Source organism: Edaphobacter bradus, from assembly GCF_025685645.1.
In the GTDB taxonomy this organism is placed as follows: Bacteria; Acidobacteriota; Terriglobia; order Terriglobales; family Acidobacteriaceae; genus Edaphobacter; species Edaphobacter bradus.
The window spans coordinates 401,045-424,515 of sequence record NZ_JAGSYF010000003.1; the positions used below are offsets into that span (position 1 = coordinate 401,045).

At 55.8% G+C, this 23,471-nt stretch carries 17 protein-coding genes; 10 read left to right on the plus strand and 7 right to left on the minus strand.

What is annotated here, in order from left to right:
• Positions 1 to 4 precede the first annotated feature (4 nt).
• Positions 5 to 847, minus strand: coding sequence for an amidohydrolase family protein (locus tag OHL16_RS14035; protein WP_317891067.1), 843 nt, complete (start codon positions 845 to 847; stop codon positions 5 to 7).
• Between the two features lie 303 nt (positions 848 to 1,150).
• Between OHL16_RS14035 and OHL16_RS14040 the strand changes: the two genes are divergently transcribed.
• Complete coding sequence (locus OHL16_RS14040) at positions 1,151 to 1,666, plus strand: L,D-transpeptidase family protein (protein ID WP_263367799.1); 516 nt, start codon at positions 1,151 to 1,153, stop codon at positions 1,664 to 1,666.
• A gap of 58 nt (positions 1,667 to 1,724) precedes the next feature.
• Here OHL16_RS14040 and OHL16_RS14045 read toward each other — a convergent pair whose 3' ends face one another.
• A complete protein-coding gene (locus OHL16_RS14045) occupies positions 1,725 to 3,446 on the minus strand; it encodes a L,D-transpeptidase family protein (RefSeq protein WP_263367800.1) in 1,722 nt (573 codons plus the stop codon).
• 154 nt (positions 3,447 to 3,600) lie between these two features.
• On the opposite strand from OHL16_RS14045, the gene OHL16_RS14050 reads away from it, so the two are divergent.
• Positions 3,601 to 3,822: a hypothetical protein gene (locus OHL16_RS14050; RefSeq protein ID WP_263367801.1), complete on the plus strand. Its 222-nt coding sequence runs from the start codon at positions 3,601 to 3,603 to the stop codon at positions 3,820 to 3,822.
• A 515-nt stretch (positions 3,823 to 4,337) separates the two neighbouring features.
• The gene (locus OHL16_RS14055; protein ID WP_263367803.1) at positions 4,338 to 7,700 is read left to right on the plus strand and encodes a TonB-dependent receptor; all 3,363 of its coding nucleotides are present in this window, start codon (positions 4,338 to 4,340) and stop codon (positions 7,698 to 7,700) included.
• A gap of 185 nt (positions 7,701 to 7,885) precedes the next feature.
• Here OHL16_RS14055 and OHL16_RS14060 read toward each other — a convergent pair whose 3' ends face one another.
• Positions 7,886 to 9,166, minus strand: a complete 1,281-nt coding sequence (locus OHL16_RS14060) for a metal-dependent hydrolase family protein (protein WP_263367804.1) — start codon at positions 9,164 to 9,166, stop codon at positions 7,886 to 7,888.
• 46 nt (positions 9,167 to 9,212) lie between these two features.
• A complete protein-coding gene (locus OHL16_RS14065) occupies positions 9,213 to 9,485 on the minus strand; it encodes a hypothetical protein (RefSeq protein ID WP_263367805.1) in 273 nt (90 codons plus the stop codon).
• Positions 9,486 to 9,726: 241 nt separating this feature from the next.
• On the opposite strand from OHL16_RS14065, the gene OHL16_RS14070 reads away from it, so the two are divergent.
• Positions 9,727 to 10,515, plus strand: a complete 789-nt coding sequence (locus OHL16_RS14070; RefSeq protein WP_263367806.1) for a GntR family transcriptional regulator — start codon at positions 9,727 to 9,729, stop codon at positions 10,513 to 10,515.
• 26 nt (positions 10,516 to 10,541) lie between these two features.
• Positions 10,542 to 12,395 (plus strand): glycoside hydrolase family 9 protein, encoded by a 1,854-nt coding sequence (locus tag OHL16_RS14075; RefSeq protein ID WP_396127204.1) that lies wholly within the window; start codon positions 10,542 to 10,544, stop codon positions 12,393 to 12,395.
• A gap of 16 nt (positions 12,396 to 12,411) precedes the next feature.
• Here OHL16_RS14075 and OHL16_RS14080 read toward each other — a convergent pair whose 3' ends face one another.
• Positions 12,412 to 13,527, minus strand: coding sequence for a YncE family protein (locus OHL16_RS14080; protein WP_263367808.1), 1,116 nt, complete (start codon positions 13,525 to 13,527; stop codon positions 12,412 to 12,414).
• 255 nt (positions 13,528 to 13,782) lie between these two features.
• On the opposite strand from OHL16_RS14080, the gene OHL16_RS14085 reads away from it, so the two are divergent.
• From OHL16_RS14085 to OHL16_RS14095, 3 genes are all read left to right on the plus strand, one after another.
• Positions 13,783 to 14,526: a ThuA domain-containing protein gene (locus OHL16_RS14085; protein WP_263367809.1), complete on the plus strand. Its 744-nt coding sequence runs from the start codon at positions 13,783 to 13,785 to the stop codon at positions 14,524 to 14,526.
• Positions 14,508 to 15,293 (plus strand): ThuA domain-containing protein, encoded by a 786-nt coding sequence (locus OHL16_RS14090; protein WP_263367810.1) that lies wholly within the window; start codon positions 14,508 to 14,510, stop codon positions 15,291 to 15,293. The genes OHL16_RS14085 and OHL16_RS14090 overlap by 19 nt, the downstream gene beginning before the upstream one ends.
• Before the next feature lie 242 nt (positions 15,294 to 15,535).
• Positions 15,536 to 17,824, plus strand: a complete 2,289-nt coding sequence (locus OHL16_RS14095; RefSeq protein WP_263367811.1) for a non-lysosomal glucosylceramidase — start codon at positions 15,536 to 15,538, stop codon at positions 17,822 to 17,824.
• Positions 17,825 to 17,863: 39 nt separating this feature from the next.
• Here the strand turns inward: OHL16_RS14095 and OHL16_RS14100 are convergent, their stop codons facing one another.
• Both OHL16_RS14100 and OHL16_RS14105 read right to left on the minus strand, forming a co-directional pair.
• Positions 17,864 to 19,036: a redoxin family protein gene (locus OHL16_RS14100; protein WP_263367812.1), complete on the minus strand. Its 1,173-nt coding sequence runs from the start codon at positions 19,034 to 19,036 to the stop codon at positions 17,864 to 17,866.
• Positions 19,037 to 19,252: 216 nt separating this feature from the next.
• Positions 19,253 to 20,512 carry an ROK family transcriptional regulator gene (locus OHL16_RS14105; protein ID WP_317891068.1) on the minus strand — a complete coding sequence of 420 codons (1,260 nt, stop codon included), beginning with the start codon at positions 20,510 to 20,512 and terminating at the stop codon, positions 19,253 to 19,255.
• 351 nt (positions 20,513 to 20,863) lie between these two features.
• Between OHL16_RS14105 and OHL16_RS14110 the strand changes: the two genes are divergently transcribed.
• A complete protein-coding gene (locus tag OHL16_RS14110; RefSeq protein ID WP_263367815.1) occupies positions 20,864 to 21,967 on the plus strand; it encodes an SIS domain-containing protein in 1,104 nt (367 codons plus the stop codon).
• Between the two features lie 33 nt (positions 21,968 to 22,000).
• Positions 22,001 to 23,395, plus strand: a complete 1,395-nt coding sequence (locus tag OHL16_RS14115; protein ID WP_263367816.1) for a sugar porter family MFS transporter — start codon at positions 22,001 to 22,003, stop codon at positions 23,393 to 23,395.
• Positions 23,396 to 23,471 lie beyond the last annotated feature (76 nt).

The following is a 23,471-nucleotide window of genomic DNA, read 5'->3' on the forward strand; positions in this document are numbered from 1 at the left end:
ATCGTCAAAGTCCATACACCTGCGTCGCAGTGCGGTGCCGAATGGCTTCCGCTTCCTCGTCGCTGAGGTCAACGAGCCAGCTCGCTACGACACCTAACCAACGCTCATAGCTGCTCGCCAGCATGAGAACAGGCCAGTCGGAGCCAAACATGAGCCGTGCAGGACCAAAAGCGTTCAACACGACATCAAAGTACGGCTTCAACTGATCGGCGCTCCAGGAACTCCAGTCTGCCTCAGTTGCCATCCCGGAGATCTTACAAAGGACGTTCTCCCGCTCCGCCAGAGCACGAATGTCTCTGGCCCATTCGTCGATCTCCCCTTTGGCAATCTCCGGCTTCGCAATGTGATCCATGATGAATATCTGATTCGGGTGGCGATCGACGAATGTGATGGTTTGCGGAAGATGCCGCGCGAAGACGAGGAGGTCATAGCGCAGGTTGTAGCGCTTGAGTTGATTTACGCCATCATTGAAGTCTTCGCGGAGCATGTAATAAGGGTCGGGTTCGTCTTGCAGGATGTGACGCACGCCTTTGAAGAGGGCGTCCTGTGCGAAACGCCCAAGATGCATTTCGACGTCGCGGTCAATCAAGGGCACCCAGCCCACCACGCCTCGGATCAGCGCGCTATTTCGGGCGGCCTCGATGAGGAATTCGGTCTCCTCCATCCGCTGCCGAGCCTGTACAGCGATGGCCGCTTTGACACCGCCGCGACTCGCAACCTGCTCGAGATCACCGGCCAGAAAGTCTCGGCGAAGCGTTGCCATCCTCTCGGACATCCAAGGATATTCTTGTTCGTTGTATTGCCAGAGATGGTGGTGGGTATCGATCCAATGATCTCGCATCGTCATTTGTTCTTAGCAACGCTATGTGGTCCAGATTTTGATCTTTGAAGCACGACACTTTTGCATGATGCGTGATTTCCTCGAATATGTCACCCTTGCTTTACAGATTTCGGATGCCATAAAACCAGAGAGCCACCAGAGATACTATCTGTCCGATATCCTGCTCATTGATGGGCACCGTTAACATTTGCCGGCAAAGGGATCAGAAGATCGCCCTTGGACAATCTAAAAGAACGAGTGAATGACCTTTCAGGTCAGTTCATTGGCCCTCTACTAGCCCTGGTAACGGAGCAGGGTAGAATATGGCGTGTGAAGATCACGAAGCTGGCCGTTCTCGCGTTTTTTACACTCGCAGTCTTTTCCTCGCCGGCGCTTTCAGCAAGCGACGCTCCCTTGCGAGCGTCTGCCATTGCCGACAAGGTGCTTGTGCTGAAGGGGGAAAGGAAGCTTCTGTTGATCAAGGGCGACGAAGTGTTGAAAACATATAGCGTCTCGCTCGGAGGAAGCCCGGTCGGCCCCAAGACCAGGCAAGGTGATAGCAGGACGCCTGAAGGCAAATATTTACTTGATCGGCATAACGCGAAAAGCCAGTTTCATAGGTCCATCCACATCTCTTATCCAAACGCAGAAGATCTGGCACGCGCGAGACAACTGGGCGTACCGCCCGGTGGGGACCTGTTCATCCATGGGCTGCCGAATGACTTCGATGGGCCGAGTCAGCAACTGGGCGATTGGACCGATGGCTGCATCGCGGTGACCAATGCAGAGATGGACGAGATCTGGCGAGCGGTGGCAGACGGCACGCCGATCGAGATCAAACCGTAGTCGCGCCCACCTGCGATAGCCGCCCCTCTAACTTTTTTATTGTCCCGCTTGATTTTCTTTATTTGGGATACGGGTAGCCCTTGGCCAACTCCTCCTCGAGCGTCGCATCGTGTCCATAAATATCGTGAAAGAAGTGAATGTCTCCGTTCTCCTCTACGACAGCAGTTTCGTAAACGATCAAGACCGGAATAGGTGAGGCAAGATTTACTCTTACGTTATCTCGGCCCTCATGCATGGCGTGCTCAACTCGTTCCAGATCCCAACCGGGCGTGTTGCGCAGGAGCCACGCGGCGAGCTTGTCCGGTTCCTGCGCGTGGATGCACCCATGGCTGACCGCCCGTTTTCTCTTTTCAGAGAACATGTCCACGCTCTCCGGCGTATCGTGGATATAGACGTGGTGTTCGTTTGGAAAGATGAATTTAACCAGTCCCAGCGCATTCTCGGGACCGGGTGGCTGCCGCACGGTCAACTTTCCTGATCGCACCTGCTGCAACATCGCAGGTGTGACGTCCCCGGACCTGAAGACCTGCCCGCTCGCGCTGACCAGCTCCAGGCCATTTTCCTCCAGAGAGGGATCCTCTTTTAGCTCGGGGATGATTTCATTGCGCAGGATTTTTGGCGGAGGGTTCCAGTAAGGACGGAAGACGATGTACTGGATGTTGTTTTCGAATATGGGAGTTTGAAAATCGTACTCCTCGCCCACATTCACGTTCATGGTGAGACCGAGTTGATTTCCTTCCTTGAAACCGTAGAGACGGAATTCTGGAACATTGACTGCAATCGGCGGCTGTTTGAACTCGTAAGGCAACCAACGGTATCTTTCCAGCCCCAGGCGCATCTGCTCAAGACGATCACTTAGCGGCACATTCATCTCAGCAATGGTTTTGGAGTCGAGTTCGCCGGTCGGGCGTAGTCCATGACGCCCTTGGAAGCGCTTGACCGCATCAGCCAGGGCTGGCTCATAAATCTTCGAGTCAGGCGGAATCGTGACGCTATCCGGCAGATCGCCCACCAATCGCAATAGGCTAGTCAGGCGTCTCGTGCCCTCGTACTGCCCGCCCGGAGGCAGTAGTATCGGGTTGGACAGTTTCTCCCCATCATCACTTTTCGCCAATTCCATGTAGTGCTGCAAAGCGTCGCGTAGTCGCTGGTAGCCTGCGAAAGGCGGCCCGACCCCGGCCAGTTCCGAACGTAGGTCGGAGCCGTTGACCAGACGTTGGCGGACAAAGTGGGGCAAGTCGAGTTTCTTGTGAGAGACGTCAAACTCAAAACCCAGATGCTGCGGGTTGATTCTTCCAACGTGGAGGTCGGAAAGATAACGCATGGCGCAGACGGTGAGGGCGGCATCGAAGCGTGCTTGATCAGCGTCGTTATGCGTTTCCTTCAGCGATGTCAGGCGATCGGCCCAGCGCGAGGCGTCGTAATCTTCGGCCCGAAGGCCCTCCCGATCGGCGTCCTGCAGTATCTTGATCAGTTCGACGGCCTGCGGAGTAGGCTCGCCGTCGCGGACCCACGCCAGCTCGTATCCCGAAGGGCGGTAAAAGTTGGTGAGGTGCAACCGGTAGTCGGAGAGGTTGGGCCAACGAAGATCTTCAAGGCGACCCGAAGCGACGATCGCACTCAACCGGGTAGCTGCACCCTTTGGCTTCTTTGTGGAGCTGGCTTGGGCGCTGGTCGCAGCCGACGAACTCTTCGCGACCTGCGCGGCGGTTGGCACGCTGAGCAACGTTGCGGCGACAAGAAGCAGAATGGCGATCTGAAGCTGTCGTCTGGAACGCACAAGTCACTCCTCGGAAAGCTGCAGCTTCCTGTTTAGAGAAGAACTTCTAAGCAATTCGCGGGCCCGCAGGCCATCATAACAATACCCGCGCTTCCGCGCCCTTACGGCCCGTCAGGGTCACGTATTGTTCCAACAATTTATCTCGCAAGCTCAATTGCAATTCAATTGTCCTAGCCTGGGCTTTGCTCACGCAAGCCGGGTTCGTGACCTGTGGAATCACATTCAACTGGGCAGCCTTGGCCAGGGCTTCAACACGACGATTCTTGGCCACGGCGTGCGACTGCTGAAGGGCAGGGGCGAGGGGCATGCTCCGACGGTCGAATCGCAGAGCTATGAAGCGGAGGCAGCCACGCTGCACGGCACAGCACAGCAGTGATTGCCGCTTGTCCGGCCTGCTCGGGTCTGACTGAGAGGAAAGTCAGCGACCGCGCGTTTGGCGTGGTCGGCGACGAATCGCACATCCCCAAGTTGGGGACACCTCCCTTTCAGAAAAAAGTCGTGGACATTCTTTCTAATTGTTCGTTAGTATTCCCTTCGTAGTGGACAAATAGGGCAAGCAATTGCCAGGCGCGCCAATGCCGATTTCCGTCGGGGCAAGCGACGCCTCCTTGTTTATTGGAGAGTGGAAAGCTGATGACGGAGATGCTTCATATATCAATGAGCGAAGGTTGCCGGGGGTTCTTGGCCACACTAGATGCACGTTTCGCCGTAAGAGCATTGCCGCAAGATGACGGATGTGCCGTGTCACTCGCTTGGTGCTGTTGCTCCGCTCGTCGCGGCTTGCGGGCGGGAAGAGACTGGATGAAGCGCTTCATTCTGACTGGTTGAGACGATATCGCAGGGTTTATTCACTTGGGAACTTAACAAAACTATTTCTTGAGAGGCAATCCTATGAAGCGTTCTTGTTTGTTAATAATCGCGCTTTTCCTGCTGGTCTCCCTACCGGGTATAGCGCAAACCGTTACTGGTGCCATTCGTGGCATCATCACCGATCCCACTGGGGCCATTGTTCCCAAAGCAACTGTTACCGCAGTCAATGTGGCAACAGGCGTCGCGACGGTAGCACAGACAAACCAGGCCGGAGAATACGCGATCCGGTTCCTGCAAATTGGACAATATAAACTGGCCGTTGAAGCGCCAGGTTTTACTACCGCCAAGTATGGTCCGTTCTCTCTTGAAATCGACCAGACCGCGAAGATCGACATCCCGCTGAAGGTAGGTGCTACAACCACAACTGTGGAGGTATCTGATCAGTTGCAGCCGATCTTGAACACAGAAGGCGCAACTCTCGGCGAAACTTTTACTGAAAATACGATCAACAGTATTCCGCTAAATGGTCGAGATTTTAGCCAATTAACGGTATTTACACCTGGAGCTGTTGCACCCGGTTTCAGTTCCTTCGGAATGAGCGATTCAACCGAGCGCGCTGTGGATGCAAACACCGAAGTTTCTGTAAATGGCAATCGCCAGCAGTCAAATAACTACCTGCTTGACGGACAGGAAATCAATGAAAATATTAACAACACAATTGGGTACAACCCCAGCCCTGACGCATTGGCACAGATACGTGTCATCGCCTCGAATGCGAACGCTGAATTCGGCAACGTGAACGGTGGCACCGTTCTGGCAGTCATGAAGAGTGGCGGCAACCAGTTTCATGGCAGCATCTTTGCATTTCTAAAAAATTACAATCTCGATGCGAATAGCTGGAGCAACGATAACAATGTGATTCCAGTCCCCAAGAATTCATATACAGCTACACAGTTTGGGGGCACCTTTGGCGGTCCGATCATCAAAGACAAGCTGTTCTTCTTTATGGACTATGAAGGATTCCGTTATCACGGAGCTGGTCTGACGACAGCCAGCGTAGCTCCTGCAGCCTTTCGCACAGGAGACCTGTCGTCCCTCATAAGTACCCTTGGGATCCAACTCTACGATACCCAGACGATTGATCCAATAACGGGCCAACCGAAAGCATATGCAAACAATAAGCTCACGATCACAAATCCTGTCGCTCTCTACCTGTTTAGTCACCCCAACGCTTACCCGCTGCCCAATCATCCAACGAGCGACCCACTTGGAATCTACAACAACTTCATTGGACCATCGGGTAGTTTCGCCAGGAATGATCAAGGGGACGTGAAGATCGATTGGCACCTGCATGCTAACGATGCGTTCTCCTTCCGGTATTCCCAGGCATACGCACAGGATGGTCAAACAGCTGATCCACTTCCTGTCCAATTTCCGATCGCAAACAACTATCCAGACCATTTTTTCAATTCCAACTGGGTTCACACGTTCTCCTCGGCAATTGTGAATTCTTTTACAGCTAACTATGGACGCATTCGCTTCAATAACGGCGTTTCAACCGACCCTAGCGGCATCTTCGGGCTGACAGGGAATCAACGCGTAGGAATTCCCGGCAATCCGCAACAGACTGCGGGTTTCAGTGCACAAAACTTCAACGGTACCGGAGGCACTGGCTTCCCGAGTGGCTTTGGCACAAACCCCTCTCCGGAAATCTTCATCGACAACGTCTTCGGATATTCCGACAGCCTTACTTGGCAGAAGGGGCGGCACCTCATGAAGTTCGGTGCCGAATTTATTCGCTACCAGCAAAACAGCTTCTACCCCGGTAACGACGGAGAGTTGGGTGCATTCAACTATACGGGCGGCTATACCGCCAACCCGTATGCGACTAACAGCACGCTTTATCCCTTCGCCGACTTCCTGCTAGACCGAGTTCAGGATGTCCAGATCGGTGCCGTGACTGGAAGAACCGGACAACGCCAATGGAGAGACGGCATCTTTGCTCAGGACGATTTCAAAGTGAGGCCGAATCTCACCTTGAATCTCGGTCTCCGCTGGGAGTTTGATCAGCCCATCTATGAAGTCAATAACAAGATGGCCAACATCAACATGCAGACAAAGCAGATTGAGCATGCTGGTGTTGGCGGAAACAGCCGCGCTCTATACGATTCCACCTATACTCAGTTTCAACCGCGAGTGGGTTTTGCCTATCAGCCAATGACGCGGGTGGTGCTCCGTGGCGGCTACGGAATATCAAGTTACCTCGAGGGCACGGGCGCAAATCTGCGGCTGACCCAAAACCCACCCTTCCACACGGATTTTGAACAGACCGGTCAGAATCCGAGTACCGCAGACGGCTACTCACCAGGCGTGTTCTACCAAGCATCGAATGGGTTCCCGACAAGCACTGTGCCTACCACCACGTTCTATGTATGGCCTAAAGATCTCAAGGCGGCCATTACCCAGGAATTCAGCCTGACAACTGAATATCAAATTGGAACCTCGTCATCATTTCAGTTGGGCTATGTCGGTATCGTCGGACACCATCTTACGGATCCGTATTGGGGCAATCAACTCACGTCACCCGGTGCTACTGCTCCATATGCCAATATTGTGGGACAGGGTGGCATCATCAAGATTACTCAGACGGAATCCGCCAGCAGCTACAACGCCTTGCAGGCTGTCTTCAGGCAGCACCTCACTGCGGGCTTTGAGTTGACCGCTAACTATACCTACTCCCATTCGTTGACAGATGACATCGGCTTCTACGGAGTAAGCAATATTTATAGTGGCCAGTACTATCAGCAGAACGCATACGATATGAGATCGGAGTGGGGGCCAGCTGGCATGGACACCCGCCATAATATCTCCGTCACTGGCGTGTATGACCTTCCCTTTGGCCGGGGGAAGAGGTTTGGCGCCACCTCAAATTACATAGTTGACACTGTACTCGGCGGCTGGAGGTTGAGCGGTGCCCAGGTCTATTATTCTGGATTTCCAGTCACTGTCTCTTCGCCGGCAAACTACTCAAGCACGGTGAATGCTTTTACCGGCGCGGCACGCCCCAACCAACTCCGTCCGCTGAAGGTCGTCAACCGTTCCATCAATGCTTACTACGGCACTGCGGTACAAGGTACTTCCTGCGGTCCTAATCAGGATGATGGAAACTGCGTCTATGCCCAGCAGCCCAACAATGCCTTTGGTACGGTTCGCCCGGGCTCACTCCGCGCTCCTAGCTTCCAGAACATTGACATGACGGTTGCAAAGAAATTCATAATCTGGCGTGAGCATCGCGTGGATTTCCGCGCTGATTTCTTCAATGCCTTCAACATTGCCGACTACGCTCCGCCAGATAGTGGTATGACTGACTCCAACTTCGGCCAGATCACTGGCACTGTAAGCAACAGTCGTTCCATTCAGCTAGCACTGAAATATGCATTCTAGTGGTTTATTTCGCTCTTCAGTATGCATTTTCCAGATAGGATTCCCTTCAATGCCTATGCTGCAGCCGAAATCAGGCTGCAGCGTTTCTTTTAGAGGGAGCGATGGTTGCTTTTGTATGCGCTGATTGTGCAATGGATGTGGAGCGCATCCGCGATGAGGTTGTTGGCCCAACCCCTAGCCTCCTCCTATTGAGCCACAAGCGTATGTTCGATAACGGCAGTGGCGGAACAGTCCTTGTAAAGCGCACCTTCCTTCATGATTACGTGCAGGTTTTTCTCATGCACAACGACGTCAAGATCTTCCAACGGATCCCCATCCACCAGAAGCAGATCTGCCAGGTAGCCTTCCTTGATCTGGCCGAGTTCGTTGCCCAAGCCCATTACCTGCCCACCAATGCGTGTGCCGCATTGCAGCGCTTCGTTCGGTGAGAAGCCGAGGAGATCGACAAAATGCTTGAGGTCTCGCGCATTGTCACCCTGAGGCGATTGGGCGAATCCGTAGTCTCCTCCGATGAGAATGCGTACGCCTCGCTTGCGCAGCTCTGTATACACGGCGGCAGTGGACTCGATGACGCGTTCCATAGTTCGTCCAATCTCAGAATCGCGACGAAAGCCAAACGGCTCACCCTCGTAGAGCGTGCCATAGATGATCCCAATCGCGGGTCCCACAAAGATCCGGTCCTTCGCGGATTCCAGCATATCGATCGCTTCCTCGTCCGCAGATTCGCAGTGATAGATTACATCCACACCGCAACGGACGGCGCGCTTCACCGCTTCTGCCGCACGGGCGTGGCAGTTGACCTTCTTGCCGAAATCGCGCGCAGTATTGACGGCCGTCTGTACCTCTTCCTCGGTCATCACGGTGAGGCCGCCGTGGGCGGCCGGGCTGAGATCATCGCCCGAAATATTCACCTTGATATTGTCGACGCCTTCACGGCAGCAGAGACGAATCGCCTTCTTGATCTCTTCCTTGCCGTCGGCGATCAGCCCAAAGCTCTCGTAGTACATGTGTGCTTTGCGCTCATCGCCGAGACCGCCGGTCACCGTGATCTCCGGGCTTGCGGCGCGTATACGCGGCCCGGGCAGGCGGCCTGCATTCACTTCATTGCGGATAACGACATCGAGCCGCAGCTTGGAGGTGGCAGCGCTATAGCAGCTGGTGAAGCCATGATCGAGCAGCGTCTTCGCGTTCCGCATGGTGAGCAATACATGCTCTTCGGGAGGGATGTTCCCAAGGTCGGAATCATTGACAGCTCCGCCAAAGGAAATATGCGCATGACCTTCCACCAAGCCTGGCATCAGGGTCCGGCCTTTCGCGTCGATGACCAAGGCTCCATCTACGTTGGGATGGCCTGGCGCCCGGGCAATAGTCTTGATTCTGCTACCTTCGACAAGCACATCGGCCGGAAACGCGGCCGCGCCGCTGCCATCCCAAACACTGGCGCCGCGGAAGAGAATTGGTTTCATCAGATGACCTCCTTGCGAGTTGCAAAAACTACCCAATAGATTCAGCTTACTGATCGGCTACATACGCGCCGATGCGACCCGCCAGGTCAGGCGACAGCTGCGCCATCACGATGCCATAGACCTCGAACAGGGCGAGAGCACCGAGCGCGATCCAGGGGAAGACATTGAAGGGCCAAGTCTGGCCTGGTTGGATAGGACCCCGCGGCGGAAGCAACATGATCAGCGTACCGGCAATTGGCAGCAGCACATGACGCAAGATCTCAAGTTCGCTGCGATGGTATCGGGTCACGTAGACCGGAAGAGCAAGATTCGTGAGCATGTAAACCCGAATCCGGACCCGCAACCGCCAGTCCTTCCTGCTCTCCGCGAGTGAATGCGGCAAATCGCATGAACATCGCCTTTCAGTATTTTGGCGGTACTTTAGAGGGGCCTCGAGTCGATTCTCGACGTCTGTATCAAATTCAACATGACCCACAATTGTATATTTGTCAATGAATAATATATTTTCTCAGAATGTGCAGTACGATAGCTCTACGGAAAAACCCGGATGGAATGCGCCGATGAACAAAGAGTCTTCAGCGAACATGACCCAGGGAGCCTATGAGGCCCTGCGCGCAGATCTGCTCGCTTGCCGCATCGTTCCCGGGAGAAAGCTGAAGATCCAGGAGCTGTGCGGTCGGTTTTCAGTCAGTTTGGGAGCAATTCGCGAGGCATTGTCGCGCCTGACCGCCGAGGGCTTGGTAGTCGCCGAACCGCAGCGGGGTTTTCGTGCTGCCCCCATTTCAGCAGCCGATCTCACGGATTTGACGATGGTGCGTATCGAGATCGATAGCCTCTGCCTCAGGCGGGCGATTCAGTTCGGCGACGTGGATTGGGAAGCGCGGCTAGTCGCGGCGGCGCACCGGCTGGCACGCACACGCGAACGTGCTTCAGACGATCCCGCGCGCTTAAGTGAAGAATGGGTGGAAGCACACGCAGCATTTCATCTCGCGCTGGTGGATGGCTGCGATAGTCTCTGGCTATTGCATCTGCACAATCTTCTGTATGCACAGAGCGAGCGCTATCGGCGGCTATCGGTGCCCTTCTCCACCAAAAGCCGTAACGTGGACGAGGAGCACCGGGCCATCGTAAGCGCCACGCTAGCGCGTGACGCTGAAGCCGCAGTGCGGCTGCTCGCGTCACATCTGGGCGCCACGACTCGCATCCTGCTGGATGCGGAAGTAGAAGGACGAAAGCTGCTGGAAGATGTGCAGGAAAGCGTCAACAACACTGCTATCAGGCGAAGCATGCCGATTGGTATTCCAGCCTCGGACGCAAACAGCATCCTGCACACATCTTCCAAGCCATGAGAGAGGTCCACAAGCTGTATATGAAGATGTTTGGAGTGACCCGAAGCATTCTCATCGCCTGCTGCGCGACTGCTTTCGGCATCACTTTATCCGCCCAGAACGCTGAGAACACTTTAAACCGCATCACTGTCCTCGTCGACCAGGTCGGCTATGAAACCAATGCGCCCAAACTCGCCATTATTCGCGGAAGCTCAAGCAATCACCCAACGGAGTTTTCTCTGCAGGACGAAGTTTCCAATAAGACAGTTCTCACTGGCGCGCTGTCCTCCGCTGGAAAGGTTGCGCACTGGAGCGGCACCTATTGGATCGCTGATTTTTCTGGGTGGAAGCAGACCGGACACTACGCGCTTCGCATACGGAGCGAAGCAGGCGAGGTGACTTCATGCGCTTTTGTGATCGATGACAATCTGCTTGAGCGCAGCACGCTTTCCGATGTTATCTACTACTTCAAAGGCCAACGCTCCACTGGTTTGATCGATCGCGCCGACAGCCATCTAAAGCTGCCTCCAGGGCAAACTGGATTTGTCGATGCACACGGCGGATGGTATGACGCAACGGGAGATTATGGCATTCATCTCTCGCATCAGAATCCGACCTCATACTTCAATCCACAACAGATGCCGCTCGTGGCGTGGACGCTGCTCAAGAGCTACGAGTCGCTCGTCGTGCGCAAGGACGACAACTTCAGCGAATACGAGCGGCGCATTTTGGATGAGGGCCTCTTCGGCGCTGACTATCTAACACGCATCAAGCGCCCCGGTGGGTCCTTTTACGAGAGCATCACCGCGCCCGGCCGCGAGAAGCTCGCGCAGGATCGCGCAATCGGCAACCCCAACTGGCGCACACAAATCAAGAAAAACGACACCGACTCCACCGAGGTCGGCAGCGCAAACCGGCCGCACTCCTATGAGGCAAGCTTTCGCGCCGGCGGTGGCATGTCCATCGCGGCACTCGCACTGGCCGGCACCATGCCAATCGACGGGGACATCCCACGCGCGACCTATCTTAGGACAGCCGAGGAGGCCTTTGCCTTTCTCGACGCGCACAATCGCGAGTTGCTCAACGACGGCAACGAGAACATTCTCGATGACTACTGCGCACTGCTGGCCGCCACCGAACTCTACCGCGCCACGCACAAAGATGCTTATCGAACCGCAGCGAAACGCCGCGCCGAAAACCTGCTTCAGCGCCTCACCACCGCCAACGGCCACCGCGACTACTGGCGCGCGGATGATGGGATACGTCCCTTTTTTCACCCCTCCGATGCTGGCCTGCCCGTCGTCAGCCTTCTGGAATACGCAACAATCGCGCCTGAGGATGATCGTGTTCGAGTCCTTGAAGCAGTGAGACGCTCGCTCGACTCGGAGATGGAGACCACCGCCGAGGTCAATAACCCCTTCGGCTATGCGCGTCAACTGGTGCGTTTTGGAAATGGGCAAGTGCGTACTGCATTCTTTTTTCCTCATGATACTGAAGCCGCACCGTGGTGGCAGGGCGAAAATGCGCGTCTGGCTTCACTCGCCTCTGCTGCGCGCCTCGCGGCTCCCTACTTCGGTGGCGATCCAGCCTTCCACGCTCGCCTTGAGGAGTATGCATGGAATCAGTTGCACTGGATACTCGGACGCAATCCCTTCGATGCCAGCATGCTGGGTGGCAGCGGCCACAACCAAGCCCCCTATATGTTCTTCCGCTCGTACAAATACGCCAACGCTCCAGGAGCGATCGTCAACGGCATCACTAGCGCGCTCAACGATCCTGATGGAATCGCATGGAATGAAGGCTTCGCTATCACCGGCAAGGATGAAGACTGGCGCTGGTCAGAGGAGTGGCTGCCCCACGCAGCCTGGTACCTCTACGCCATCAGCCTGCCGCACGAGTAATGAAGCACGCTGGCCCTCAGTGCGGAGTCGACGCAAGAATGTCGAGGCTCAACGTCGCCGGAGTCGAGCCTGGCTTTAGATCGCCGAAGTTCTCTGAGTAGAGATGTCCGCTGGCCGCATCCACCGCAAGCCCAAACGGATGCTCACCCGTAGTCATCGTCGCAGTGACAGTATTTGTAGCGCCGTCGATCGCTGTGACCGTGTTGCTGTACGTATTCGCAATATAGACCTTGTTCGCCTTTGCATCGACGGCTATGGCCTGTGGCCCTTCCCCGGTTTGGATGGTGGCAATCGCTGCATCATTGTTGCCATCCACAACAGTCACGCTGTCGTCGCCGTAATTCACGGCATAAACGCGATTGGTTGCGAGATTGATCTGAACAGCGCACGGCATCTTGCCCGTTGGAATATCCGTGCTCTTGCCGGTAGCCAGGTCGATGGCCTGTAGCGCATTCGTTCCTATGTGCGTCACATACATTTTGCCTGTCGACTCGTTGATAGCAAATCCCCACACATGGCCGCCAGTGGTGATCTTCGACTGCGCGTTGCTGGCGCCGTCCAGCACTGTCAACTGGGTGCCTTCATAGCCGAGAAGATAGACCTTATCGGTTTTTGCATTGACCGCAATTGCGTCAGCTGAGCCAGCTTTCACCTGCACTACGTCGCGCGTCGCTCCGTCGACGACCGTCAGTGCATCGCTGAAGGTATGCGAGACGTAGATCCTGTTGGTCTTGGGATTTACAGCTATCGCGTAAGGGAGATGCCCAACATCAATCGTTGCGCGCGGCACATCCGTCGCGCCATCAATTTCAGTCACCGTACCGCTGCCCACATTTGCAACGTAGATGGTGTTGGTCGCCTCATTGATGGCAAGTGAAACCGGCTCCTTACCTGCGGAAATTGTAGCCGTGGCATTGCTCGACGCGTAGATCACCGTGACCACTCCGGCCGACGAATCCACTGCGTATACCTTGCCCGTCGCCCGGTTCGCAACAATCGCATATGGGCTGATCAACTGGCCTCGCGCCTCCGGCTCCTGCGCCGTTGACTTGAACACCAGTAGCGGGACCGTAAGGATGGCAGTTCCCGTCGCAACTCTCAAGAGCGTTTTTTGAATCGATTGCGGCCTCATGACGGAACTCCTGGCCACTTGGCCATTTCTATTGACGTACCGACTCATCCTAGGATACTTTGTAATGGTTCACAAGTATCTACTAGCATTACAATTGCCCAGAACGACGAGGGGGCGTTCCAGACTCTTTTTCTTTTGCCTCTCGAACACAACGCTTCAGTTCAAAGATGTTTACCACGTGGGGGAAACATGCCTTTCTCGCAAGTATCCTCGTCTTCGAATCGGCTCTTCCATGTCTTCCGCCGTTCCGTCCTCATGATGCTGATTGCATTCGCAACCACTTGTATGCTGCGTGCTCAGAATCCCGCTCCGAAATTTCGCGTCCTCGCCATCGCCGAGGCCGGCGGCATACACAGGCCCTTCGTCGATGCGGCGATGGCTTGGCTCGCCAAAGAAGCAAAGGAAGACAAACTCTCTATCGACTATATCGAAAATACGGATAAGATCGACGACGCATTCCTGGCGCAATACCAGCTCTTTATCCAGCTGAACTATCCGCCCTATGGCTGGAAACCCACCGCCGTTGCCGCATTTCAGAGGTACATTGACGAAGGCAAGGGGGGATGGATCGGTTTTCATCACGCAACCCTGCTCGGCGAGTTCGACGGCTATCCCATCTGGCCCTGGTTTCAGGACTTCATGGGCGGGATTCGATTCAAGAGCTACATCGCCACCTTTGTCTCCGGCAAGGTCAATGTCGAAGATAAAGCGCACCCCGCGATGAAAGGTCTGCCGCCTTCTTTCGAAATCAAGGATGAAGAGTTCTACACCTACGACAAATCGCCCCGTCCCAACGTACATGTATTAGCAAGTGTGGACGAGAACACCTATACGCCAGACAGTAAGATCAAGATGGGCGATCACGCCGTGATCTGGACCAACCAGAGCAAGAAGGCGCGTAACATCTATATCTTCATGGGGCATCGTCCTGAGCACTTCCAAAACCCCGCATTTACTCAGCTCTTCCGCAACTCCATCCTGTGGGCGGCCAGCCAATGAAGCGATGTCTGCTGGCAGCTCTCTTTGCGCCGGTACTGGCCTTGGCACTCGCGGCCCAGACACCCGCCGACCCGTCAATCCATGTGCTTGCGCTTTACTCAACCAATGTGGAGCCGGATCACGTTGATTTCGCACGTGGGGCGCTAGCCTTTCTTACAACCATTGCTGCCCGGGATCATTTTGCCGTTACACCCTCGACCAACTGGGGCAACCTTAACGACGCGACGCTCAAACAATACCAACTTGTTCTTTGGCTTGATGACTCTCCGCACTCCGAACAGCAGCGCACCAGTTTCGAGAAATACATGGCTTCAGGCGGAGGCTGGATGGGCTTTCATGCCGCGGGTTACAACGATCGCGATACCAAGTGGCCCTGGTTTGTCGACTTTCTCGGAGGTGCAGTTTTTTACACCAACAGTTGGCCTCCACTTCCGGCGAAGCTGATCATCGACGATCCTAGGCATCCAGTCGCCAAGGGACTGCCTGCCACCTTCGTGTCTCCAGCTAACGAATGGTATATCTGGCGGCCAAGCCCACGCCTCAACACCAACGTGAAAGTGCTTGCCACGCTTGGTCCCTCGAACTATCCGCTAGGATTCAAGGACGTTTTGCTCTCGGGCGATCTCCCGGTCATGTGGACTAACACGAAATTCAGGATGATCTATACGAATATGGGCCACGGAAACAAGAGTTTTGATAGCTCGACGCAGAATCAACTCTTCGAGAACTGCCTCGTCTGGCTTGGATCGAACGGTAAGAACAAATAGGCTGGGGTGACCTGATCGAGGACTGGCCCGCTATATAGCGGATCTCAGAACAGAGTGGTTCTCGGAACACGTTTTCAATTCTGCGCTAAACACATGGAGGCTCCTTGCAACGCCACTCGCTGTCCTTGCTTCTCTTCGTGCTTCCATGCCCAACAGTTTTCGCGCAGACCGTGTCTCCAACAGCCGATATCCCGAAGGCCGCGTGGACGCGCCCACTTGGTCTCCCCTTAGAGAACCCCGGTGTGACCCGTGTGGCAGGCGACATCGACGACGGCTATTGGCAGGGCGTCCCTGTTGGCGGATTCGGCGCCGGCACCTTCTCCCGTACCTACCGTGGAGACTTTGCCCGTTGGCACATCAAGGCTGGCGTGCACAAGTATGAAACAGTTCCTGCGAATCAGTTCGCCATGTTCCAGCAGTCCGAGGGCGATGTAACCGGTACGGCACGCGTGCTCATGAATGGCCATCCCGCTGGCGGCGAACTCTCCAGTTGGCAATGGGACTATCCCGTCGGTGCAGGCGACTACTACGCGCTCTACCCCAAATCGTGGTTTGACTATAAGTGGGACAAGTTCCCCGCACATGTGGTGCTTGAGCAATATTCACCAATCCTGCCGGACAACTACCGCGAGTCGAGTTATCCGGTCGCAGTATATCGCTGGCATGCGAACAACCCTACGAACAAGGCCGTCACTGTCTCAGTTCTGCTCTCCTGGACGAACATGGCCGGATGGTTCCGCACCTTTACGCGGGACTTCAAAGGAACTCCGAATCAGGGTAACTTCAATCGCTTTCAGACCGAGGCTGTGAGCACGGATAGTTCGATGAAGGGCATCGTCTTCGATCGCAACCGTAACGGCAGTGGGTCCAACGAGTGGGACGGTCAGTTTGTGATTGCCGCACTCGAGTCGAAGGGAGTCGAAGTGAGCTATCAGACAACCTTTGAGGCAGCAGGAGATGGCAACGCGGTATGGACTTCATTTGCGAAAGACGGCCGTCTCGCCAACGACGGTAAGTCATGGGTGAGCGACAAGGAAAAGCTGGGTGGCGCTATTGCTTTGCGCTTCACACTGCAGCCTGGCGAGAGCAAGATCATTCCAATGGTGGTTGCATGGGATTTTCCAGTCGTCGAGTTCGGCGAGGGCCGCAAGTGGAATCGCCGCTACACGGATTTCTACGGCTCTGACGGCCAAAACGCCTGGAAGATCGCACGCAATGGCTTGCTGAACGCGGCTAACTGGAGCAACGAAATCGATAAATGGCAGGCGCCCATCATCCGTGATGAGAGCAAACCCCTGTGGTATCGCGGAATGCTCTTCAACGAACTGTATGCGCTCACCGATGGAGGCACGTTCTGGGGTCGTCAACAAGGAGCAAGTCTGAAGACCGAGCCATCCTTTGCGTTACTGGAATGTTTCGATTACGCATATTACGCGACACTCGATGTGCGGTTCTACGCTTCCCTGCCCCTGCTCAAGTTCTGGCCGAAGGTTGACATGCAAGTACTGCGTGAGTTCGCGGATACGGTGTCGAAGGAGTGGCCGGAGCAAGGTCTGTGGGTCTGGAAGAGTGAGCAGACTGGGGCACCAGTCACCCACAAACGCAAAACGCGTGGCGCAGTGCCGCATGACCTAGGCGTACCGGAGGGAGACCCATTCGTTGCGGTGAACGAGCCAGGGTGGCAGGATACAAACGGCTGGAAGGATCTCAACTCCAAGTTTGTCCTCATGGTTTATCGCGATTACGTACTTACCGGCCGAACAGATCTAGCCTTCCTGCGCGAAACCTGGCCCGCAGTCAAAGATGCAATCGAGTATCTGCGCAAGTTCGACAAAGGTGGAGGGGTACCTGAGAACAGCGGCTATCCTGATCAGACCTACGATTCCTGGATAGTAAAGGGAGTGAGTGCATACTCCGGTGGACTGTGGCTCGCCGCTCTGCGTGCCGGCGAAGAGACAGCGCGCATAATAGGCGACACCAGAACGGCGGAGGAATACCACAAGCTCTTTCTGAAGGGCCAGAAAACCTACATCACGCAGCTATGGAATGGCGAGTATTTTCGCTACGACACCAACAGCGAATCGAAGGACGCGATCCAGGCCGATCAGCTTGCGGGTCAGTGGTATGCCAATCTCACAGGACTGGGCGATATCGTTCCACACGATATGCAGATCTCGGCCATGGAGAAGATCTATGACTTCAATGTGAAAAAGTTCGGCGGTGGCGAGATGGGCGCGGCCAATGGCATGAATGCCGATGGGTCGATCATGACCAATGAACAAGGGAAAGAAGTCTGGGCGGGAACAACGCTTGGATACGCAGGCTTACTGATGAGCGAAGGCATGAAGGACGAAGCCTACGCAACTACCCACGGGCTCTACCGCGTCATCTATGAGAGCAAAGGTTACTGGTTCCGAACACCGGAGGCCTGGGATATCACGGGCGACTTCCGCGCCGGAATGTATTTGCGTCCCACTGCCATCTGGGCACTCGAGATGACTCCTCCGAGAAGAGACAACTCCGCGAAGTAGACGAGTTGCAAATTTAGGCAACATTCCTCAATCGGGAGGTCAATTCGACGTCCAGTATTTCGTAAAGCCTGCATACTCCGCTGGCACTGAAGCCAGAATCTTTCGCCGGAGTTCCAGAAGGTCCACGGAGCCCAACGTCTTGTAGAGCACCTTGCCATTTGGCCCCAGTAGCACAGTATATGGAACGGCTGAATCCCAGTTGGGATCGAAGGCCTTCTGCAGTGCCGCCGTATCTTCTGAACCGAACAGAAGGTTACGGCTGGTTGCGTGTTTCTTCTCCAGCAGCCGCATCACACCAGCTTTCTCATCTGGTTGATTGGCAGCGACCGTGACCAGTTCGAAGTCACGATCCTTGTACATGCGGAAGGTGCCCTGCAGATCCGCAAACTCCACGACACAAGAACCGCACCACGTGGCCCAGAAACTCACCAACGTCACATGACTACCTGCATTGGCGCGAAGCAACTTCAATCCCTCCGCGTCCACCATATCCAACTTGACTGGCGTCGCTTCTAGCTTGCGCTCATCTGCCTCACGCGCTGCACTCTTCTCTGCCCACTTCGTCGAGCATCCAAACGTACCCGTGTGGCCAACCGCGATATCCTTGCCTGCCAGCAAGGCTTCGATGGCGTCGCGCGCATCCGAGGTCTTTACCTGTTCGATACGATAACTGTTGTCGACCCGTCCTTCGTAGCGAAGTTTCCGTGCCTTGTCGAAGATAAAGATATGCGGCGTGGCCTGCGGCCCGTATGCCCTGGTCACCGCCTGCGTATCGCCGTCATACAGGTATGGATAGTGCAGATGCTTCCAGGCGACTCGCGCCTTCATCTCGGCCAACGTGTCGCTCATATCGGAGGAATCCAGCTCGCCGATCAGCAGTGCCTTGGGATCGTTACCCTGGATTGCCACCACGGCCACGCCGCGCTTGCCGTAGTCCTCATACATTTTTTCTATCCGTTGCTCATACATCTGCGCAATTGGGCAGTGGTTGCATGTAAACACCACGGCAAGTACAGGACTACTCGCATAGTCACTCAACTTATGCGTCTTGCCATCGACGCCCGGCAGGGAGAAATCCGGCGCTTGTGAACCAAGGTTCAAAATTGGATGTCCAGGATGCACCTGTTTCGCTGAGGGCTGCTCTGCAACGGCCGCTCGAGCCAGAGCAATCGTCATCAATACCACCGATGCAAACCAAAATCTCTTCGACATCATGGTTCTCCACAGTTCCAAACTATTTCTGAGAATCTACCTGTGCAGGCTGCGGTGCCACGGTCTGCCTCTACCGACAGGCCGACTTTCTATCCTGAATGGACAGCCTTTTCAGTTTCTAATGTTTCGCAATAAAGTCTGTACGCGTACTACATAATCACAGCGCGAAGCGACTGGTCAAGAACGCTCTGAAAAAAACTACGCTATCAGCGATTGCTAAATTTCTGGCACAGGCAGCAGCACCGAAGCAATCTCCTCAAGCGCAATCGAGATAGCACCCCACAGGACTGCGCGGCTGCCTAGCGCGCTCACTGCGATCCTGGTCACCGCAAATTCACTGCCCTTGAGCTGCTCCTCGACCGCGAAGATCAGCACAGGATGACTGCCGATCTCGCCTCCCAGCAGAATTAGTCCTGGATTGAGGATCAGCGACAGATTCACAATGATGTCCGCGACAATATTCGCTCGATGTTGCACGATCTTTCCTGCTATCGCGTCACCGGATTGCGCCATCGCCAACACATCGGCTCCGTCAATGCCTTTGCGGCGTCCGCGATGGCTTTCGCTCGGAGTCTCACGAATCTCGTTCCAGCTTTTCAGTATCCCCGAAGTCGTCAGCACCGACTCCAGTTCACCGAATTCGTGGATCGTCGGCTGTTTGCGCGAGATATAGGGCAGGCGAAGATATCCGATCTCGCCCGCCGACCATTGCGAGCCGTGATGAATCCTGCCGCCGAGCACAATGCCTGCGCCTACATTAGCGCCAATACTGATAAAGACGAAGTCCTGTTCATTGCGCGCAGCACCGCGATAGCGCTCCCCCTGAGCGGCGAGATTGGTATCGTTTTCGACGATCACCTGGCAATCGACGATCTTCTTCAGCATCGTGCGCAGCGGCACGGAACGCCACCGTTCCAGGGTACTGATCGACAGCACGACACCTTCCTGCACATTGGTGATAGCGGGTACGCCCACCACAAGCAGCAACAGCTGGTCACGGGTTCTTTTCTGTCGCCGGAGCATTATCCGCAAGCAGTCGCCGATATAGCCGCAGATGGCCTCAGGCGTTGTCCTTTGCTTGTCTAGCGAATACTCGTACGTTTCGAGCTCACGCCCATCCAGATCGGTCAGCAGAAAGGTAAGGAGGTGTGCCGTAATCTCCACCGCCAGCAGGCAACCCCGCTCGGCTTTGAAACGAATCATATCTGGCGGACGTCCACCGCTTGACTCGCCTTCACCAAGCGGCTCAATGAGATTCTCTGTCAGCAGGTCCTTGACCACATTGGTCACAGTCGGGGCACTCAGCCCTGAGGCGCGTACCAGGTCCGCGCGAGAGCACGGGCCAGCCTGTCGCAGCAGCTTCAAAATGCTCTGCGCGTTGGCATGCCGCAGAACAGATGGCCTCCCAATTGGAATCGATCTTCGCTTCACGTTCCCTGCTTTTACTCCTTCGCCTAACAATATTCCAGCTTGCACGGGACCCGCCTTTCGCTCCGAATGGAGCTACCGGATCTGCCCGAAGAGACGGCCGGCTGCAAAATGCACATCCCGCGAAGCACTCGCCCGCACTTCCGTGGACATAGGAGCCGGGCCTTCGCAACTCCGTCAGCATATCCTATCGCGCCAACAAGTCACCCGAAGAGACTCTTGCGTGAAAACCGTTTAGGAACGATACTAAATAATCATTAGGAAGTATCTCAATCCCATGCTCAATGTTTACACTATCCGCCCTGAGGTATCCGATGAAAACCGTACCGGATTTCCGGCCGAGTTTTGCCGCTCTTGCCTGCACTGCCGTCGCATAGCTCCAGCACGTTAAGGAAGAAGATGGAAACAGTCTCCCAACCCGCGCCGCAGTGGATCAATGGCATCGAACCATCGAAAGAACTGCTAGCTTCAAATGGAACGCAGATTCTCGAGTTCGAGTGCCGCGAGCAGCCGGCGCGCCTGCGCGAATTGCTGAACGTCTATCGCGAAGACCATACGCTGCGAGCCGAGTTTGCTAGGTTCCGCGAGCTTAACGCGGCCCCCGGCCCGGTACTCTTCATCGGTATGGGAGCGTCCTATTGCTCCGCAATCAGCGCTTCGATTCAATTACAGTCGCACGGGCGGTCGTCTTTTACAGTGGATGCCGGCGAGTGGCTGAATTATTCCCAGCCAGTTTGGTCCGACGCCGCGCTCTCCATCCTCATCACGACGTCGGGGGAAAGTGCCGAGCTGGTTGAACTCTTCAAGCGCGGGGGCGACCGGCCGCGCGGGCTCATCTGCAACAACGCTGCCAGCACATGCTGGCATCTTGCCGAGAACAAACTCCCCATCCTCGCCGGCCCGGAGTACGGCAACGCCACCAAGACCTATACAAACTCGACCGCCGCAGCAATCATCCTGGCCTCGGTGATCGTTGGGCAACCTTGGCAGCAGGACGCCGAGCGTGCTTTCGACGTCTTTTCCAGCAGCCTCGATCCCATCTTTGCCCGGCGCGACGAGATCGAAGCGTTCTGCCGGGGCGCGGCCAATATAGAGATCGTCGGACGCGGCGCAGCGTACGGCGGCGCGATCATGAGCGCGCTCTGTATCCGCGAAATGAGCGGCTTCCGCGCTGCGCCACATACCGGCGCCGGCTTCCGACATGGCCCCAATCTCGACGTGGACGGCTCGCATGTCGCCATCATCTTTGCCCTCGGTCGCACCGCCTCCCTAGGAGTCAAACTTGCGCAGGAATGCGACCGCCGTGGGGGCAAGGTCGTGTTGGTCTCTTCGGAAAATCACGAGGAGACCGATCGGTTGTATCCGGTTAGGATCGAAGCTGTACCCGAGCCGTGGGAAGGTATCGTTTCGCTGCTCGTGCCCCAGGCCCTTACCCTCGCAATGGTCGAGCGAACTGGCTGCCGGCTGCCGCCACGCTTTCAGTATGGAGTCATGGAGCAGTAAGGAAACCAATTCGCCGTCCAAAAGGAAAAGGCCATGCCCGAAGCAACACCGGTTTCGATTGCCGCGCAACACACCGAGGTGAAACGCGGCTTTCTCTGGCGGGTCTCCCTCATTACCGGCCTCGGCGGGGTCCTCTATGGCTTCGATATGGGCATCATCGCCGCTGCCCTAATCTTCGTGCGTGAGACCTTCCGCCTCTCTCCGCAGATGGAAGAGATTGTCGTCAGTGTCGTACTTATCGGCGCCATGACCGGCTCCATTGCTGGCGGCATGATTGCCGACCGCATCGGCCGCCGCGCCACGCTGCTCTGGGGAGGGGCCATTTTTATCATCGGCTCTATTCTCGCGCCGCTGGCACCCAATGTATGGACCCTGATAGTCGCCCGCGCCTTCCTTGGCGTGGCCATCGGCTTCACCTCAGTTACGGCGCCCATCTTCGTTTCGGAGTTAGCGCCGCCGCAGTCGCGCGGCACACTTATCGGCCTGTATCAGTTCACTTTGACCTTGGGCATTGCGCTTGCCGATCTGATCGGCTATTGGCTCGCTGCCCAGCATGGCTGGCGGCTCATGTTCGGCCTCGGAGCCGTGCCCGCAGCGATTTTTCTCGTGCTCATCCTCACACTGCCGGAAAGCCCACGCTGGCTCTTCGGCCAGGGGCGCCATGCCGAGGCCCAAGCCGTGCTCAAGACCTACACCAACGAGGCCGGCGCTGCGTTGCTTCTCGAGGATATCCGCATCGCCCTCCTGACCCGCGTCGAAACCCGCTGGAGCGCTCTCTGGAGCCCCGCTGTCCGCCCCTCACTGCTGATCGCCGTCGGCTTCACAGTGCTGCAGCAGGTCACCGGCATCAATACGATCATTTATTACGGTCCGCAAATCTTCGCCCTGGCCGGCATCACGGAAAACAAGAGTGCTATCTTCGCCACGCTGCTCGTCGCCGCTGTCAACGTCCTGGCAACGGTAATCGCCCTCGTGCTGGTCGATCGTGCCGGGCGCAAACCGCTGCTATATGCCGGCGTTGGAGGCATGACGCTTTCGCTTTTCCTGCTCTCCTACTCCTTCCATAACCAGGCGGCACCCGGACATTCGCTGGGCATGATCGCCACTGCTTGTCTCATGCTCTATATCGCCTGCTTCGCATTCAGCATGGGCCCCATCGCGTGGATCCTCGCCGCCGAGGTCTTTCCGCTGCGCGTCCGCGGCCGCGGCATTGCCGCCGCCAGTCTCGGTTCGGGAGCATCGAACTTTCTCGTCTCCCTTACCTTTCTTTCTCTCATTCAGCACGCTGGCAACTCCCTGACTTTCGCCATCTACGGAATCTTCTGCGTCCTCACCCTTCTCTTCGTCCGCTTCATCGTACCCGAGACCAAAGGCCGGGAACTGGAGAGCATAAGCAACAGACCGAGCGCCATAGCGCCACAACCATGACCGGGCGAGGCTGTGAACAAGTCCGGCCGCCACAGATCGGCAGAGGCAGTTTTCTATATGTTGTTCCATAAGACCG

Coding starts and splice junctions, on each gene's coding strand:
- OHL16_RS14110 (WP_263367815.1), top strand. CDS start 20,864: ATGGAAACAGTCTCCCAACCCGCGCCGCAGTGGATCAATGGCATCGAA.
- OHL16_RS14100 (WP_263367812.1), bottom strand. CDS start 19,036: ATGTCGAAGAGATTTTGGTTTGCATCGGTGGTATTGATGACGATTGCT.
- OHL16_RS14070 (WP_263367806.1), top strand. CDS start 9,727: ATGAACAAAGAGTCTTCAGCGAACATGACCCAGGGAGCCTATGAGGCC.
- OHL16_RS14035 (WP_317891067.1), bottom strand. CDS start 847: ATGACGATGCGAGATCATTGGATCGATACCCACCACCATCTCTGGCAA.
- OHL16_RS14055 (WP_263367803.1), top strand. CDS start 4,338: ATGAAGCGTTCTTGTTTGTTAATAATCGCGCTTTTCCTGCTGGTCTCC.
- OHL16_RS14060 (WP_263367804.1), bottom strand. CDS start 9,166: ATGAAACCAATTCTCTTCCGCGGCGCCAGTGTTTGGGATGGCAGCGGC.
- OHL16_RS14065 (WP_263367805.1), bottom strand. CDS start 9,485: ATGCTCACGAATCTTGCTCTTCCGGTCTACGTGACCCGATACCATCGC.
- OHL16_RS14115 (WP_263367816.1), top strand. CDS start 22,001: ATGCCCGAAGCAACACCGGTTTCGATTGCCGCGCAACACACCGAGGTG.
- OHL16_RS14075 (WP_396127204.1), top strand. CDS start 10,542: ATGTTTGGAGTGACCCGAAGCATTCTCATCGCCTGCTGCGCGACTGCT.
- OHL16_RS14080 (WP_263367808.1), bottom strand. CDS start 13,527: ATGAGGCCGCAATCGATTCAAAAAACGCTCTTGAGAGTTGCGACGGGA.
- OHL16_RS14085 (WP_263367809.1), top strand. CDS start 13,783: ATGATGCTGATTGCATTCGCAACCACTTGTATGCTGCGTGCTCAGAAT.